Source organism: Floridaenema flaviceps BLCC-F50 (assembly GCF_041929275.2).
Classification (GTDB): Bacteria; Cyanobacteriota; Cyanobacteriia; order Cyanobacteriales; family Aerosakkonemataceae; genus Floridanema; species Floridanema flaviceps.
The window spans coordinates 582,229-597,090 of sequence record NZ_JBHFNR020000001.1 but is presented as its reverse complement, the minus strand read 5'-3'; the positions used below and the strand labels follow the sequence as shown (position 1 = coordinate 597,090).

General features: G+C 40.3%; 16 protein-coding genes. 6 read left to right on the top strand and 10 right to left on the bottom strand.

The window, feature by feature from the left end:
- Positions 1 to 50: 50 nt before the first annotated feature.
- The 3 genes from upp (at position 51) to ACE1CI_RS02755 (ending at position 1,822) form a co-directional block, all read left to right on the top strand.
- The gene (gene upp / locus ACE1CI_RS02765; RefSeq protein ID WP_413263691.1) at positions 51 to 704 is read left to right on the top strand and encodes a uracil phosphoribosyltransferase; all 654 of its coding nucleotides are present in this window, start codon (positions 51 to 53) and stop codon (positions 702 to 704) included.
- A gap of 317 nt (positions 705 to 1,021) precedes the next feature.
- Positions 1,022 to 1,399 carry a ssl2009 family thylakoid membrane protein gene (locus ACE1CI_RS02760; protein ID WP_413263935.1) on the top strand — a complete coding sequence of 126 codons (378 nt, stop codon included), beginning with the start codon at positions 1,022 to 1,024 and terminating at the stop codon, positions 1,397 to 1,399.
- A 141-nt stretch (positions 1,400 to 1,540) separates the two neighbouring features.
- On the top strand, positions 1,541 to 1,822 hold the full coding sequence (locus ACE1CI_RS02755) for a YggT family protein (protein WP_413263934.1): 282 nt from the start codon (positions 1,541 to 1,543) through the stop codon (positions 1,820 to 1,822).
- Positions 1,823 to 1,892: 70 nt separating this feature from the next.
- Here ACE1CI_RS02755 and ACE1CI_RS02750 read toward each other — a convergent pair whose 3' ends face one another.
- Positions 1,893 to 2,324, bottom strand: a complete 432-nt coding sequence (locus tag ACE1CI_RS02750) for a hypothetical protein (protein WP_413263933.1) — start codon at positions 2,322 to 2,324, stop codon at positions 1,893 to 1,895.
- Positions 2,325 to 2,516: 192 nt separating this feature from the next.
- Between ACE1CI_RS02750 and ACE1CI_RS02745 the strand changes: the two genes are divergently transcribed.
- On the top strand, positions 2,517 to 3,122 hold the full coding sequence (locus tag ACE1CI_RS02745; RefSeq protein ID WP_413263932.1) for a hypothetical protein: 606 nt from the start codon (positions 2,517 to 2,519) through the stop codon (positions 3,120 to 3,122).
- Between the two features lie 30 nt (positions 3,123 to 3,152).
- On the opposite strand, the gene ACE1CI_RS02740 is transcribed toward ACE1CI_RS02745, so the two are convergent.
- The 6 genes from ACE1CI_RS02740 to ACE1CI_RS02715 all read right to left on the bottom strand — a co-directional run bounded on the left by ACE1CI_RS02740 (position 3,153) and on the right by ACE1CI_RS02715 (position 10,017).
- Positions 3,153 to 4,016, bottom strand: a complete 864-nt coding sequence (locus tag ACE1CI_RS02740; protein WP_413263931.1) for a shikimate dehydrogenase — start codon at positions 4,014 to 4,016, stop codon at positions 3,153 to 3,155.
- 14 nt (positions 4,017 to 4,030) lie between these two features.
- Positions 4,031 to 4,528 carry a hypothetical protein gene (locus ACE1CI_RS02735; RefSeq protein ID WP_413263930.1) on the bottom strand — a complete coding sequence of 166 codons (498 nt, stop codon included), beginning with the start codon at positions 4,526 to 4,528 and terminating at the stop codon, positions 4,031 to 4,033.
- A gap of 77 nt (positions 4,529 to 4,605) precedes the next feature.
- Complete coding sequence (locus ACE1CI_RS02730; protein ID WP_413263929.1) at positions 4,606 to 6,798, bottom strand: cation:proton antiporter; 2,193 nt, start codon at positions 6,796 to 6,798, stop codon at positions 4,606 to 4,608.
- Positions 6,799 to 6,966: 168 nt separating this feature from the next.
- On the bottom strand, positions 6,967 to 7,395 hold the full coding sequence (locus ACE1CI_RS02725; RefSeq protein ID WP_413263928.1) for a hypothetical protein: 429 nt from the start codon (positions 7,393 to 7,395) through the stop codon (positions 6,967 to 6,969).
- A 120-nt stretch (positions 7,396 to 7,515) separates the two neighbouring features.
- Positions 7,516 to 9,489 (bottom strand): FHA domain-containing protein, encoded by a 1,974-nt coding sequence (locus ACE1CI_RS02720; RefSeq protein ID WP_413263927.1) that lies wholly within the window; start codon positions 9,487 to 9,489, stop codon positions 7,516 to 7,518.
- Between the two features lie 3 nt (positions 9,490 to 9,492).
- A complete protein-coding gene (locus ACE1CI_RS02715) occupies positions 9,493 to 10,017 on the bottom strand; it encodes an FHA domain-containing protein (protein WP_413263926.1) in 525 nt (174 codons plus the stop codon).
- A 347-nt stretch (positions 10,018 to 10,364) separates the two neighbouring features.
- On the opposite strand from ACE1CI_RS02715, the gene metK reads away from it, so the two are divergent.
- Positions 10,365 to 11,627 carry a methionine adenosyltransferase gene (metK, locus tag ACE1CI_RS02710; RefSeq protein ID WP_413263925.1) on the top strand — a complete coding sequence of 421 codons (1,263 nt, stop codon included), beginning with the start codon at positions 10,365 to 10,367 and terminating at the stop codon, positions 11,625 to 11,627.
- 107 nt (positions 11,628 to 11,734) lie between these two features.
- A complete protein-coding gene (locus ACE1CI_RS02705; RefSeq protein WP_413263924.1) occupies positions 11,735 to 12,361 on the top strand; it encodes a restriction endonuclease subunit R in 627 nt (208 codons plus the stop codon).
- Between the two features lie 119 nt (positions 12,362 to 12,480).
- Here the strand turns inward: ACE1CI_RS02705 and ACE1CI_RS02700 are convergent, their stop codons facing one another.
- The 3 genes from ACE1CI_RS02700 to ACE1CI_RS02690 form a co-directional block, all read right to left on the bottom strand.
- Positions 12,481 to 13,377 (bottom strand): OmpA family protein, encoded by an 897-nt coding sequence (locus ACE1CI_RS02700; protein ID WP_413263923.1) that lies wholly within the window; start codon positions 13,375 to 13,377, stop codon positions 12,481 to 12,483.
- Between the two features lies 1 nt (position 13,378).
- Positions 13,379 to 13,912, bottom strand: coding sequence for a hypothetical protein (locus tag ACE1CI_RS02695; protein WP_413263922.1), 534 nt, complete (start codon positions 13,910 to 13,912; stop codon positions 13,379 to 13,381).
- Positions 13,913 to 14,071: 159 nt separating this feature from the next.
- Complete coding sequence (locus ACE1CI_RS02690; protein WP_413263921.1) at positions 14,072 to 14,797, bottom strand: aspartate/glutamate racemase family protein; 726 nt, start codon at positions 14,795 to 14,797, stop codon at positions 14,072 to 14,074.
- Positions 14,798 to 14,862 lie beyond the last annotated feature (65 nt).

Sequence of the window (14,862 nt, the reverse complement as noted above, 5' to 3'; positions counted from 1 at the left end):
TAGGGAGGTTTCCTCCCCAAAACTAAGGTAAAAAATGCAAAAAAATTATTATGACTTTCCAGTTACGAGTTTATGTACCGCCCCATCCTTTAATTAAACATTGGCTAGGTGTTGCCCGGAGTGAGACAACCCCAACGCCCTTATTTCGCAGCGCCATGACAGAATTAGGACGCTGGCTAACTTACGAAGCAGCACGAGAGTGGTTGCCAACAATGGAAACCACAGTGCAGACACCTTTAGCTGAATGTCCTGCTACCTTCGTTAACCCAGAAGTTCCTATAGCAGTAGTGCCAATTTTACGCGCAGGTTTGGCGCTGTTGGAAGGGGCGCAAAGTGTATTGCCTTTGGCTTCGGTTTATCACCTTGGTTTAGTGCGAGATGAGAAAACTTTAGAACCAAGTTGTTATTTAAATAGATTGCCAGCAAAGTTTAAAGAGCAAACCAGAATATTAATCAGCGAACCCATGTTGGCTACTGGCGGTTCAATTATGGCAGCAATGGCAGAATTAACATCTCGTGGTGCCGATCCTAGTTTAATTAGGATTATTTCCATAGTAGCGGCTCCCCCAGCCTTACAAAAACTCAGCATCGCTTATCCGGCATTGAATATCTACACTGCCACCATAGACGAAGTAGTAAACGAGCATGGTTTTATTGTGCCTGGTTTAGGGGACGCAGGCGATCGCACCTTTGGGACTGAGTGAGGATGGGGCAGAGGGGCAGAGGGGCAGAGGGGCAGAGGGGCAGAGGGGCAGAGGGGCAGAGGGGCAGAGGGGCAGAGGGGCAGAGGGGCAGAGGGGCAGAGGGGCAGAGGGGCAGAAGGTAAAAAACTCTCCTTGTGCCCTTGTCCCCAGTCCCCAGTCCCCAGTCCCTTGTCCCCAGTCCCCAGTCCCCAGTCCCCAGTCCCCTCGCTAGGCATTTGTCATGAGCAACAGGTAAGCTGAAGACAGTTGTAATTTGTGTGCGATCGAAAATCTTCAATCTAAAATCGGAAATCTAAAATCTAAAATCTAAAATCGATATGAGTCAGCGAGATGGTTTTGCAGTAGGTTTTCTGGCAGGGTCTGTAGTTGGTGGTGTTGTTGGTGGTGTATTGGGAGCTCTACTAGCTTCTCGAATCAGCACCCAAGCATCAGAAACAGAAGCACCAATATTAAATGCCAATCAATCAGAAGCCAAGGTTGAGAAAAATAAAAAGCGTCCAATGGAAGCTGCTTCCGAACCGCGAATTGAAATGGCTAGGCGCAGCTTGGAGGATAAAATTGCTCAATTGAATCAGACAATTGATGAAGTTCGCCTTTCTTTGGGCAATGTCAATGGAAATATTACTTCTGAGAGGGGGGAACGTACTGGTGAAACTGATTCGTCATCGCGATCGATCCTCACAGACAATTCCTGAATCTGTTTCTTGGCTTTAAGATCTAAATATAGATAGTTATGCTGTAACTATTTGTTTAGCCGATGCGGAATCAGCCAATATCGGTTAAATTAAATTGAAACGCAGATAATTTTGTAAATTTAGCGAAAAACCACAATAGTTATGAGTCCAGTTGTTCTGCTGCTAACTACACTTGCCACCTTTCTCAATATTTACATGGTGCTGTTGATTATTCGGTTCCTGTTGAGTTGGTTTCCGAATCTCAATTGGTACGATCCACCACTTTCCATTCTCAGCCAACTTACCGATCCTTACATCAATTTCTTTCGTTCAATTATTCCGCCCATTGGAGGCATTGATTTTATTTCTCCGACGATCGCAATTTTGGTTTTACAGTTGGCGGCTGGCTTTTTGACTGGGTTACAAAGACAATTTTTGTACTAAATTCTTTTCCAGAGCGTGTTCTAAATCGGCAAAAGCACGCTCTTGGATTGGTACTAATTACCATGCTGGTTTAACGCCGCACTTTGCCAGTGAAACCCGTAGCTTTGAACTGTTCTAGCTGTAAAGGTGTGGGTTGATTAGCTGCTACGGAAATTCTAAATTCAAAGTCGCTAACTCCTGGCGGTACTTCCTCAATTAGTCCAACCCGGTTGCGATTTTCCATGACGGAATTGCCCTTGGCATCGTAGATTCGACCAAACACATCGGCATTGTACACATATTTACCGGAAGTGTTATTAGCTTTGCCAGTAATGAGAAAGCAGTTAGCAGCCATCGTTGTACCACTGGTAACTGCTCCGGCTGCCATTTCTGGCGGACAATCTTTGTATGAGATGTTAGTTAGCTTAATCTGAACGAGGGCTTCTGCGGGTGGAGCGATTACCCAACTCAAAATGACAATCAAGCAAGAGACTAGAAAAAGTTTTAAGGCTGGAAACCTCATAAAATATACCGTAAACTTTCTAAACCTCAGCATATCTCGAATTGTTAACAAACGAGTGAAGTTAAATTCTCTAAAAATTTTGCAATAATTAAAAAATCATACCTGATGTGCGTTGCCACAGGAAACAGCTACGCAATATCTCAACACTTTAAGAATTGTGTGGCATCTAGTCCTATTTCCTAATAGTGTGCTATGTCCAAGGCTGAGATCGAAGCTGCTTTAAAAGCTGCATTTGACCAGTGTATTGCCGCTAACTGTCCTTTAACTGAGGTGCAGAAACAGATTTTACTGCAAGTAGCCCAGAGATTTGTTAGCACTCCGGGCGAAACGGCAAACTCAGAGGGAACAAATCCTTTGGATGAGTTGACTGCCCAAGAACGGTTAGCTTTGCTGGAGTTTGTCAAGGAAAAAGAGAGTTTAAATCAACCTTGGAAGGTTCAGTTATTAAATGATTGGTTGAATAATACTGATTCTGGATCGGTGCAGTTTATTCGCGATCGCTACGGTTTGCAGTGGTTAAATTTGGTGCAACCTTCGCATTTAGCAGAGTATTTTGAACGTTTGTCAGATGAGTTAAAGCTGAAAGCTGGCGATCGCATTGAAGTATCAAATGGTTTGTGGGAATGGGTGCAAGAAGAAGGCCCTTGTAGTCAAATGTGGGTTCCTTGCACGGTAACTAGTGTTGAAGAAAGGGAGGATTATAGTAGTTGTATTATCCGTTTTGATAACGGTACCGAATACGAAATTCAAGGAATTTATGATTGGAATCGTTATAATTGGCGTTTTCCTGCTGGGTAAGATCCCCGACTTCTTGAAGAAGTCGGGGATCTAGCTCAATCCTAAATATTGGCGTAAAGATTGGCGCATTACATCGACGGGTACTTGTTGTTTTAGCCAAATTTTTAATGCTGCTGCGCCTTGTTGAATTAGCATTTCTAAACCATCGATCGCATCTGCACCCTGTTCTTTAGCTATTTGCAAAAATTTGGTAGGATTGGGTGTGTAGATTAGGTCGTAGGCGATCGCATTTCTCGGCAATTTTTCCATCAAGTATGCACTTACAGGTGATTCCTCAATGTGAGGATACATTCCCACTGGAGTACTATTTACCAATAAGCTTGATTCACCCATTAAATCGGGTAATTCTTGCCAAGGATGAACGCTTAAATTAACTGAAAGTTGGGAATTTTGCCAACTATTTTGAAAAGCTTTTAACTTTTGCGGATCTCTCCCGACAACTTGGATTTTGCCACAATTTAATTGAGCGCAACCTGCGACTACTGCTCTCGCTGCGCCGCCATAACCTAATATTAATGCTGTAGTTTGATGCCAATTTTGGTTGTAATTTTTCAAAGGTGCGAGAAAACCTTCGACATCTGTATTTGTGCCATTCCATCCGTTTTCGGTGCGCCAAACTGTATTGACTGCGCCTATTTCTTTGGCGATTGGTGATACTTCTGTTAATAGAGGAATGATTGCTTGTTTGTGGGGAATGGTGACACTAAAACCCGTTAAACTAATAGCGGTAAAACCGGATATTGCTTTCGGTAAATCTTCTGCTTTGATGGGAAAAGGGAGATAAACGTAGTCTAATTGTAAATTTGCGATCGCAGCATTGTGCATTACTGGGGAAAGGGAATGCTCGATCGGATCGCCTATTACACCTAATAGTTTAGTTTTACCTGTAATCATTATAATTTGATAATCTAATGTCCTGACTGTTTTTGAGTTTTTTCTGAGTTTTCTTTTACAGCTGTAAAGCCAACTATTTGAGGAATTGTCTCCAGCTTAATTTGACCTTTGAGGGTTTTATCATTTACTAAACCACGAATCGAAATAGATTGATTTTGACATTCTTTGATTTCATTTAATGACCCTGTTAAATTTAACGGTTGAGTTTTATTTTGATTGTTCCACTTACCTGTAAGTGAGGGTTTTTGTTCCATTGCTGTTGCTAACTGTTCTTCTGTTTTTACAGAAACTAAAGAACCATTTAAGTATACTCCTGATTGTTGAATAATCAATAACAAGCTTTCCGAATTTAGGCATCCTGGTAAATTTTGGGTAGTAATGCGATAACTTCCGTTAATTGGAGGCGGTGCTTTCATAGTTGTACCATAAGTGGTGACACCTTTAAACAACAGTACAACTAAAGCGATCGCAGATCCATAAAAAGCTAAAGATTTCACGCTTAAATGACTCATTTTACTCCAGTAATAAAGGGGATAACAGACAAGTTGATGGGAGAATTTTTATAGTTTATTTACCTCAAAAGTCTGAATCACTGATTGTAAATTTTTTCCGATTCCAATATAGAAGAAATGTGAGAAGTTACTTGATTATAGCGACGGGTAATTAACAGAGAAGAACGACATTCTGTAGCTAATAAATCAGTATAGCGCCCTAATGTTTGGCGTTCAATTCCCCAAGCGCGACTAGTACCAGCAATGGTGAGATCGACAGTTTCGGATGCTGCTACTACTGCTTCGATAGGTTCGCTCGCTTCTACAAAATTAATGTCAATGCGATCGCGTACACTCTTTGGTAAACGTTCTAATACGCTGCGAAATTCATGACTCAATTCATTTTGACTTAGTTCATTTTCCGCCACTTGTAAGACAGTTAAACAACAAGTATCACGATTGAAAAGTAACCTTAAAGCAATTTCCAAAGCTAAATCATCGTGAATATTAGTCGAGTATGGCACTAATAAATTTTCTAACCTTTCTTTGCCGTGATCGACAAATACTGCTACATCGGCGGGTGCAATAGTAAGAATTTGCCCAACTCTTCCTCCCAAACGGTTAGTACTAAAAGCTGGACGATGCCAACCTACTAATATTAAATCGGTGCGATCGAGTAAGGCAATTTCTGCTGTTTCTCTAGCCACATCCTGTGAAATTCTGATGATTGGATGCACCAGTTGCCGAACTGCTGGAGGTTCTAAACTCTGAATTAATTCTTCTAAACGTTGGCGACGTTCTTGGATCAATCTATTAGCTTCTAAGGGAGTACTTTGAAATAAATAATCCTCTTCAAATTCAATTAAACTGAGGGGATGTACTACAGATGATTCTAATCTCATCCCAGCAATTGCTACTGCTAATTGTAGTAAACCTTTTTGGGTTCGTGGATTAGCGACTGGTACTAAAATGCGATAGTTTGGCGTTGCTAGATTAGAATTGACAATAGCAGGTTTAGTTTCTACAATTCCTTCTTTTTGTTCGCTAATCGACTCTAAAACATCGAGTTGAATTAATCGTTTGGGATAAGTCCATTCTAGTAATGGCGAAGTCATGAATGTAGTCACCAATGCCATGATTACCAACATGGTGAATAACAAAGGAGAAATTACTCCTAAACTTAAGCCGATATTGAGGACGATTAATTCAGTTAAACCGCGAGTATTCATCAACCAACCAAGTGCGGAAGCTTCGCGTTTATTAATGCCGGAAACTCTTGCTGCCACATAAGTTCCAGCGTATTTACCCACAATGGCGACGGCAACAACGGCGGCACAAAGTAACCATAATTCTGGTCGATTCAGTAAGCCTATTTCTGTACGTAATCCGCTATAAGCAAAGAAAACTGGCAATAAAAATATTAAAACAAAATCTTCGGTTTTTTCGGCTATTTCTCTGGTCATAGCTGGATTTTTGGGCATAACTGCGCCTAATAAAAATGCGCCAAAAATTAGGTGAATGCCAATGAATTCTGTAATTAAAGCGGAAGCTACCACAGCCATATAAATTCCGGCTAATTCAAGTTGACTGAGGCGATTTTTGCGATCGTAGTGAGTAGCGAGTCTTTTGAGGAACGATCGCCCCACTGTCACCATGAAAGCAATATAAATTAAAGATTCAATAATTGTTGGTACAGCTTCTATCATACTGTTGCTGCGAGTGACTGCGATCGCTAAAGCCAACAAACACCAAGCTGTCACATCATCAACAGCCGCACAAGTTAAAGCTAAAGTTCCTAACCTCGTACCTTGTAAATTATTTTCTGTAATAATTCGCGCCAAAACTGGAAAAGCTGTAATCGACATTGCTGCCCCTAAAAATAGGGCAAAAGCAGTGAAAGAAACACTGGAATTAGAAAGTAACGGATAAAGTAAAAGAGATAATAAACTTGCTAAAGAAAAAGGTACTAAAATACTGACGTTAGAAGTTAAAATAGCGATATCTAAATTACCTTTAAGATACTTTGGATCTAATTCCAAGCCAATTAAAAACATGAAAAAAATTAATCCTACCTGAGAGAGCACATTCAGGTAAGGAATAGTTTCGGCGGGGAATAAACTTGCAGCGATTCCGGGTGCAACTAATCCTAATAAAGATGGCCCAAGCATGATTCCGGCGACGATTTCTCCTATCACCAAAGGTTGCTTAAGCAAGCGAAATCCTAAACCTACAAGTCGGGAAAGTCCGATGACAATAAGGACTTGAATTAAAACTAGAACGACTGTCTGCATAATTCCCTCAAAGACAGTTAAACTTGACGTAGTTTAACGTCAGATATTGGACTAAGAAAGTGTACAACAAATTTACTGAGCCGTTTGTATCATACTAAATCCATTTTGCTTACTTTTTGGCAAATCTGTCTAAGTTTCTCTCGTCTCTTAGTCTATCTTCGTAATACTTTACAACCACTGACCACCGCGAAACCGCCAGCGAGGAAATATAATCCGCATAATAGTTTGAGATGCTAGATAAACACCTAACCAAACCAAACTATAGTGACGGATAAACAAGTTTAAATCTAGGTTTTGCACTCCGGGTAAAGGCAATTGCAACAATTTAATAATTATTATTAAGAAAATTGCTTCCCAAATCCCCGCTAAAAGTTGAAATATTCCAGGCCAATCTCGATCCCAGCGAAATTTTTGCCAATAATTATAAAGAATGTCCCAAAAAAAGCCAAAAACGGCGATATATCCTAACACCCAAAAATAAACCGAACTGGAATGAGGGCTAGTAATTCCTAATGCAAAAGGTAAAGTTACTAATACACCAACTGTCGCCAATAATAATAAACGAGTTTGCCATCTACCAAAAAGTGTAGGAGTCATGGGATTTTAGATTTTAGATTTTCGAGGATTTTAGATTTTTCTTGACCCAGCATTAAGTTTATGTCTACATCTGTGTTCATCTGTGTTTATCTGTGGATATCTGTAGTTAAAAATCCCAGATTAAGGAGACTGATTATTAACCCATTTTAACCATTGAATCAAAGAAGTAATCGCATTTAGTTGATGTAATTTTGGGGCTTTAACGGCGGCTAAACTATCCACAGCGCAAAGGGCGGCATATTGTAAACCCAAAAAGCTATCAACTGCGGCATAAGGGCCACCTAAAGTTATCGCGCCGCTAGCATATATTCTACCTCCTTGATTTCGCATTTCTACTATCTCAAAATCATTGGCGATCGCAAATCTACCATTATCAAGTAATGGCAAATTATATTGTTTTACTAAGTCATTTAATAAAGGGCTGGCTATGACATGAGCATCTAATCCAGTCGCATCAATAATAAAATCTGCCTCTAGGCGGATCTGTCCTTTTAAACTTTGCTCTTTAATGTAAGTAACAGTTCTATTATGGGTATCTCGTTCAACTTTTTCTACTTCGCCAAAGGTAATTTGATACCAGCCTTCTTTTAATCCTTGAGAAACGATTCTTTTCCAATCTTTGCGATCGGCAGTCGTAGTCCCTCCCCACTGTTTCAATAACTGTTTTCTGGTTCCAGAATCGGCTTTTTCTAATATTTCTCTTAAGTCGCCACCCCAACAAGCTTTCGGCCAGTTAAAGGGTTGAAATTCATAATGATTTTCTACTTGACGTTGGGCGAAATCAAATTTGTTGCCTTGGGGTTTGGGCGATCGCATTAAATGCAAAATCGAAATCAACTTATTATGTTCTCTCGCTTCATAAATCCTTTGCACAATCCGCGAAGCTACAATTCCCCGACCGCGAATTAAAACTGTACCTCCGTTATTTTCAAGATATTGGTAAACATGATCGTGTTCTTCATAAGCGTTAACTACTGATTTAAAATCCCCAGTTTGTTGACGGTAAGCTTGCAAATCAGGTAAAAATTGAATGGCGGGATAACCTGTAGCTAAATGGATAAATTGGGTGACTAAAAAAGCGTGATCTGGGGGTGCTGTGCTGGAACGACGGCGCGAATATGCGATCGCATAACGCCCATCTGTAGTTTTCCGAATTGCCCGCACGCTGCCATTACGAAATATTTTATCCCAACCTATTCTTTGGGCTTCGCGATCGATAGAATCAAACACATTTTGCGATCGAGGCGTGTAAGTTTGAGCAAAACTTGGTTCCGCAAAAACTTGCCACAAATAACCCAAAGCATCATTCAATTTTCCCTTAGTTAGATCGTGCCAAGCTTCCCTTAAAGCATAACTAGGCCAACCCCAAATATTATCAGGGCAAGAATCAGAATTAGAACGCAATCTTTCATGAGGAGGAATTTGCGAATTCAGGCACAAACGCTGATAGCGTGCATAAGGTTTTTCCTCCAAACCTAAAGCGGCAATTTGATTAGTTTGGACTCCACAAATTCGCAATAAATCCACCCAAACAAAGCTTCCCAAACCTGCCCCAATTGCTGTATAATTAACTTCATCAACTGCGTGACCAGTGGCATATAAATCTTGGACATTGACTTGGGGTGACTGAAACAAATTTGGCGGAAAAGTTTGCCCTAAAGAAACAGCAGGGGGAATAATTACCGACTCAGGTAAATCTGTATCAGGATTAAAATTAATTGTGGGTGGAATGGGAGAAGTTACTGGGGGTGGAAGAGTAGCGAAAGAAACGGTAATTTGATAATCAGCAATTTGTAAAATATCGCCATTAGCTAATAGCGATCGCGCCTGACGTTGACCATTAACAAAAATCCCATTAACAGTATTTTGGTCAACTACTACTAACTCGCAGGCTTCGAGATCGATTAAAGCATGAAAGCGAGAAATTGCCGGAGTATTTAACACAATGCGAGAGACAGGCAAACCTCTAATTTGAGCGGGCATTTGGGAAAATTCTCGTCCTAAAGCAACGGGAAGATTTAAATTAGGTTCTCGCCGTTCTCCAGTAACGGGATCTTGCCAACTCAGGCGAATTTTTAGAGGTTGAGGATTCATAATTTAGTGACTGTTAGGAGTAATTAATACGCTAGAAGCTGCTGCTAAAGAAGTACCGCACCAAGGACAACCCAAGTCTAACTGTTCAAAAGGGGAAATGCGATCGCACTTGGGACATTTTAAACCATAAACTTGATTGTTCGTAGTTCCTGAATTAGGCGGCATTAAAATAGTAGGAGGAACACTACTACCAGCCAACATCACAGCCACAACTTTAATTTCTATTTGTCCCAAACAAATAGTGCTACCCTGGCTTAAACTCATTTCACCTTGAATCAAATTTTTTCCATCCACCATTGGAGGATTACTTTGGCGCAAGTTTCGCACCTGAAAACAATTACAATTTTGGTTAAAAAATATCTCTACGTGCAACCCGGAAACTGTAGGATGAGTTAAGACAATATCACATTGGAGAGGGTCACGACCTAAGCGCACTGTACCGGGATGTTTGCTAAGTTGTTGAGCGCCAATAATTGCTTTTCTAAGTTGACTTGTTTCTTGCCATTCCAGAGTAATTTCGTTCATCATGGGATTCTCACTTAGTCTTAAATATATGAATAAAACAACTTACAGTTTTAACTCTGATTTTTCCTGAAATTACGCTAGCTTCAGTAATTCATTCCAGTTACTTACCTCAATTTCTCATAATATCGCGTTGGCGTAGTCTGTGCAGGCGCGATCGCACTTGTCAGATTACCGGACTTAAGATTTCATTAAGAATTAATCCTTAACGAAACCATATCAATTAGGCAATGAAGCAGATCTTGTTTCTGGATTAGGGGTAGAAATATTGTTATGATGGCTCTTTACAGTGGTTGAATTCAGCCCAGATAGTTTAGTTATTACCAGCCCACATTCTCAAGGAGGAGCTACCTTTGACTCGTCGCTACCTATTCACCTCCGAATCTGTCACCGAAGGTCATCCTGATAAAATTTGCGATCAAATCTCTGATTCTATTTTAGATACGCTACTCGCTGAAGACCCCTATAGCCGTGTAGCCGCAGAAGTGGTAGTAAACACAGGCTTAGTGCTAATTACCGGAGAGATTACCACCAAAGCGCACGTTAATTACGTCGATATCGTCCGCAAGAAAATCGCGGAAATTGGTTACACTGATTCCGATAATGGCTTTGCAGCGCATAGTTGCACCGTTTTAGTGGCTTTGGATGAACAATCTCCCGATATCGCCCAAGGGGTAAACACCGCCCAAGAAACTCGCGAACAAAATGACTCTGATGCTTTTGATGCCATTGGTGCGGGAGATCAGGGCTTAATGTTCGGTTTTGCTTGCAACGAAACCCCTGAGTTAATGCCCTTGCCGATTAGTTTAGCGCACCGGATCGCCCGCAGACTAGCCGCAGTCCGCAAAACTGGAGAGTTGACTTACCTGCGTCCAGATGGCAAAACTCAAGTTACAGTAGCTTACGAAGACGGAAAACCCGTAGGTATTGACACTATCCTAGTTTCCACTCAGCATACTGCGACCATTGGCGATATTACTGACGAAAGTGCAGTGCAAGCCAAAATTAAAGAAGACCTTTGGGAAAAAGTGGTGATTCCTGTTTTTGCTGATATCGATGTGAAACCGGATGCACAAACTCGCTTTTTAGTCAATCCTACAGGCAAATTTGTGATTGGTGGCCCGCAAGGTGATTCTGGGTTGACTGGTCGGAAAATCATTGTTGATACTTATGGCGGTTACTCTCGTCATGGTGGCGGTGCTTTTTCTGGTAAAGACCCCACAAAAGTAGACCGTAGCGCCGCTTATGCTTGTCGTTATGTGGCTAAAAATATTGTGGCTGCTGGTTTGGCGGAGAAGTGCGAGGTACAGCTTAGTTATGCGATCGGGGTAGCTCGTCCTGTAAGTATGATGATCGATACTTTCGGAACTGGCAAGGTAGACGATGAAACTTTACTAAATTTAGTAAAAGACAATTTTGAACTACGTCCAGCCGGAATCATCGCTGCCTTTAATTTACGCAATTTACCCGCAGAAAGAAACGCTCGTTTCTATCAAGATGTCGCCGCTTATGGACATTTAGGACGCACAGATTTAGACTTGCCTTGGGAAAAAACCGACAAAGCACCTTTGTTGGAACAAGCACTCAAGCAAGAACTTTCTGTTCCCGTAAGTTAAACCAGAAAAGGGATAATATCATGTCCCCTTGATTACCCATATTGTAGAGACGTTATATATAACGTCTCTACAAGCTTTTAGATTAATAATGCTATTTACAACTTATTATGGTACAAACTATCTCAGCCAAAGATAGTAGCCTAGAAGAATTAGAAAGGCTATTCAACCTTCAATTGGTTGAAGATGAAGATTTTTTTCGGGAATGGCTAGAGGATTTACCAGAAATTACGGATTTACAAAAACAACTTTTAGATCAAGTGAAAGCGGGTTATTTTAACCTGATTAAAAAACCCCCGTTTCTCGAAAAACCGATTAACATCACTATCGTCTCTCCCATTCTATTCATCGGAGAATTTTATTTAGCTCCTTTTTATATTAAAGCAGAAACCAGCATCGAAATTACCGCAGAAGATGAAGGAGTAATAGTCAAAGGAAATCTTGATACCTTAGTTCTAAAAGATCAAGTTTGGCTGATGATTATTGAATCTAAAAGAGTCACTTTTTCTATTGAAGCTGGATTAGCTCAAATCCTAGCTTATATGTTAGCTAATCCTAATCCAGAACGACCTAAATTTGGCATGATAACCACAGGTAGTACTTTTATTTTTATTAAATTAATCCCCGGAAATCCAGCGCGTTATGCAACATCAAATCTTTTGGCAATTCGCGATCGTGGCAATGATTTATATTCCGTGTTGCGGATATTAAAACGCCTAATTCAATTAGCTGAATAAAGCATAAAAGTAAATTACTTCACTAGTAGGAGTTTGTTCATCTATGCAGGCATTTGGAAACGTTAGCGCATCAGATCCCCGACTTCTTCAAGAAGTCGGGGATCTATGATCTATAGGCTTTAAGTTTTGATAATTACTTCTACCCGCCGATTTTTCTGTCTACCTTCGGGATTATCTAAACCATCTGTTTTATTATTAGGTGCAATTGGTTGAGTTTCGCCTAATCCTTTGGTTTGTAGTCGCTTTATTGGTACTTTGAAGACATTAATAAAATAATACATTACTGCTGCGGCTCTGAGTCGAGAAAGTTTTTCGTTGTAAGCGTCATCGCCTTTATTATCAGTATGTCCGTTAATTAAAACCTCTGATTTGCCGTAGTAAGTCAAAAGTTGATTGATTTTGCTTAAGGTAGGTTTTGCTGTGGCGCGAACGTGATATTTGTCAAAGTCAAATAAGATATGTTCTGGAAGGTTAATTTTAATTCCTAATTTGGTTTTTTCGGCTTTTAATTCAGTCATGGTCTTTTCCACTGTAGCCGCTGTAATTTTTGTCGGTGGTGGTGTTTCAACTTCTACTTTGCTAGGAGTAGTTGGTTGAGTTTCGACTTCGACTTTAGTTGTGGGAGTGGGGGGAGTTTCGACTTTTAAATTTGTACTTGTTGACGATTCAACTTCTAATTTACTCGAAGGAACATTTGGCTTTTCTGTTTCAACTGTAGTTGTGGGAGTGGGGGAACTTGCTACTTCTAAATTAGAACTAGAAGATTCAACTTCTAACTTAGTTTGAGGAACGGTTTGATTTTCTGTTTGTAATTGAGTGGTGGTGGTGGTTTGATTTGCTGTTTCTACACTTGTGGAAGTGGTAGATACAACTTCTAACTTGGAAACGGCAACTGGTACTATTTCTAATGTGGTAACTTTGGCGTATGTATTATTCCGGCGAAAGTCCAAATAGGAAAAACCCACTACAGCAAATAAGGCAAACAGCAAATTTAGCTGTCTAATTAGCTTAATCATTTTACTTTCCTCTTTGAATCAATAAATTACTGAAACTTATCCGAGGAAAGTTTTTTGTATTAGTATTCCAATATGGCAAATTAGAATTTGTGGCAATAGTTAAGGTAGTAGCTTGTGGTGAAACTCTACCAAGGAAAACGAATTGTCCTTTTAAGGTAGTTCCTGGTTGAATTTGGATTTTAGGATTATCTGATGGAACTGCTAGACGGTATTTGCTATCATACACATCGTCATCAAGAATTAAGTCATCTTTGGCGTTCAGCTGAATAGCTTCCTGACTAACATTTGTAAATGCGATAGTGACAACAATGCTGTCATCGGTAAAGGCAATTTGTGTTAATCTTGCTACAACTTGATCTTCATTCACTTGCAAATCATAAGTTTGCGCTGGTGGTAAAGAAGTTTTAGGAGTTGTGCTACCAGGAGTTTGAGTATTTGGTGTTGTAGCGGTAGAAGATTGCTGTGTTAGGTTGGATTGACAGGCGATGCACAGCAGGGATATTGCGGTTAAGATTGGTATGATACTAGCTTTCATAATCAGGTTCTATTTGGCTTCGATCGATATTTTACGACTAACGATCGCACATAAGATTCCAGAGAAATACGGAACTTTGCCGCAGTGTAAACACCTGAATTACAGAGAAGTTATTATTTCTAATCAATCCAATAGAAAAAATATTTTTAATTCACTTAACTAAGGAACAAACTTGGACAAACTTCCGGTGAAAGGTTTAGAAATGGGATATGCTAAATCTCCGGTTTTACTGGTGCTTAATCCCGCACCAACCAATGCTTCCACAAATTTGACTGCTACACTCACCCCATCAATCACAGGAATTCCTAACGCATCAGTCAACCAAATCGACAAATCAGCCATTCCTGCACATCCGAGGATAATCGCACCGCAATCATCTTCTTTGAGCGCTGTGCGACATTCAGCTAACACAGCTTTCTTAGTATCAGCTTCTTCTAAACTCAACACTGATAAATCGATCGATCGAATTTGCCGACAAAAACGAGTCATGCCATAACGTTCTACAAGATGTTGAGCAATTATTCTGGTGCGTCCCAAAGTCGTCACAATTGAGAATCCAGTAGAAATCATGCTTGCAGCGTGCATTGCTGCTTCTGCAATGCCAATCACAGGGCCTTTCGCTAATTCTCGCGCTGCCATTAACCCCGGATCGCCAAAGCAAGCAATCACATACCCATCAATTTTTTCTGCTTCCCCTGTGCGAATTTCATCCAGAATACCGATGACACTTAAGGCTTCATCATAGTGATCTTCAATGGAGACAGGCCCCATTTTAGGGTTGCAGGTAATTATCTCAGTAGTAGAATTGGCGATCGCTCGTGCCGCTGACCCAATTGTTTGAGTCATGCTCACCGTTGTATTTGGGTTAATTACTTTAATTTTCATATAGCAGTTTTACTTTAAATCATCTAGAGATTGTATGCCAAGATTGTATACAACTCAAGTTATCG

Bases quoted from the DNA above. Each gene is read 5' to 3' on its own strand.
- upp (WP_413263691.1), top strand. From the start codon at position 51: ATGACTTTCCAGTTACGAGTTTATGTACCGCCCCATCCTTTAATTAAA.
- ACE1CI_RS02760 (WP_413263935.1), top strand. From the start codon at position 1,022: ATGAGTCAGCGAGATGGTTTTGCAGTAGGTTTTCTGGCAGGGTCTGTA.
- ACE1CI_RS02755 (WP_413263934.1), top strand. From the start codon at position 1,541: ATGAGTCCAGTTGTTCTGCTGCTAACTACACTTGCCACCTTTCTCAAT.
- ACE1CI_RS02750 (WP_413263933.1), bottom strand. From the start codon at position 2,324: ATGAGGTTTCCAGCCTTAAAACTTTTTCTAGTCTCTTGCTTGATTGTC.
- ACE1CI_RS02745 (WP_413263932.1), top strand. From the start codon at position 2,517: ATGTCCAAGGCTGAGATCGAAGCTGCTTTAAAAGCTGCATTTGACCAG.
- ACE1CI_RS02740 (WP_413263931.1), bottom strand. From the start codon at position 4,016: ATGATTACAGGTAAAACTAAACTATTAGGTGTAATAGGCGATCCGATC.
- ACE1CI_RS02735 (WP_413263930.1), bottom strand. From the start codon at position 4,528: ATGAGTCATTTAAGCGTGAAATCTTTAGCTTTTTATGGATCTGCGATC.
- ACE1CI_RS02730 (WP_413263929.1), bottom strand. From the start codon at position 6,798: ATGCAGACAGTCGTTCTAGTTTTAATTCAAGTCCTTATTGTCATCGGA.
- ACE1CI_RS02725 (WP_413263928.1), bottom strand. From the start codon at position 7,395: ATGACTCCTACACTTTTTGGTAGATGGCAAACTCGTTTATTATTATTG.
- ACE1CI_RS02720 (WP_413263927.1), bottom strand. From the start codon at position 9,489: ATGAATCCTCAACCTCTAAAAATTCGCCTGAGTTGGCAAGATCCCGTT.
- ACE1CI_RS02715 (WP_413263926.1), bottom strand. From the start codon at position 10,017: ATGATGAACGAAATTACTCTGGAATGGCAAGAAACAAGTCAACTTAGA.
- ACE1CI_RS02705 (WP_413263924.1), top strand. From the start codon at position 11,735: ATGGTACAAACTATCTCAGCCAAAGATAGTAGCCTAGAAGAATTAGAA.
- ACE1CI_RS02700 (WP_413263923.1), bottom strand. From the start codon at position 13,377: ATGATTAAGCTAATTAGACAGCTAAATTTGCTGTTTGCCTTATTTGCT.
- ACE1CI_RS02695 (WP_413263922.1), bottom strand. From the start codon at position 13,912: ATGAAAGCTAGTATCATACCAATCTTAACCGCAATATCCCTGCTGTGC.
- ACE1CI_RS02690 (WP_413263921.1), bottom strand. From the start codon at position 14,797: ATGAAAATTAAAGTAATTAACCCAAATACAACGGTGAGCATGACTCAA.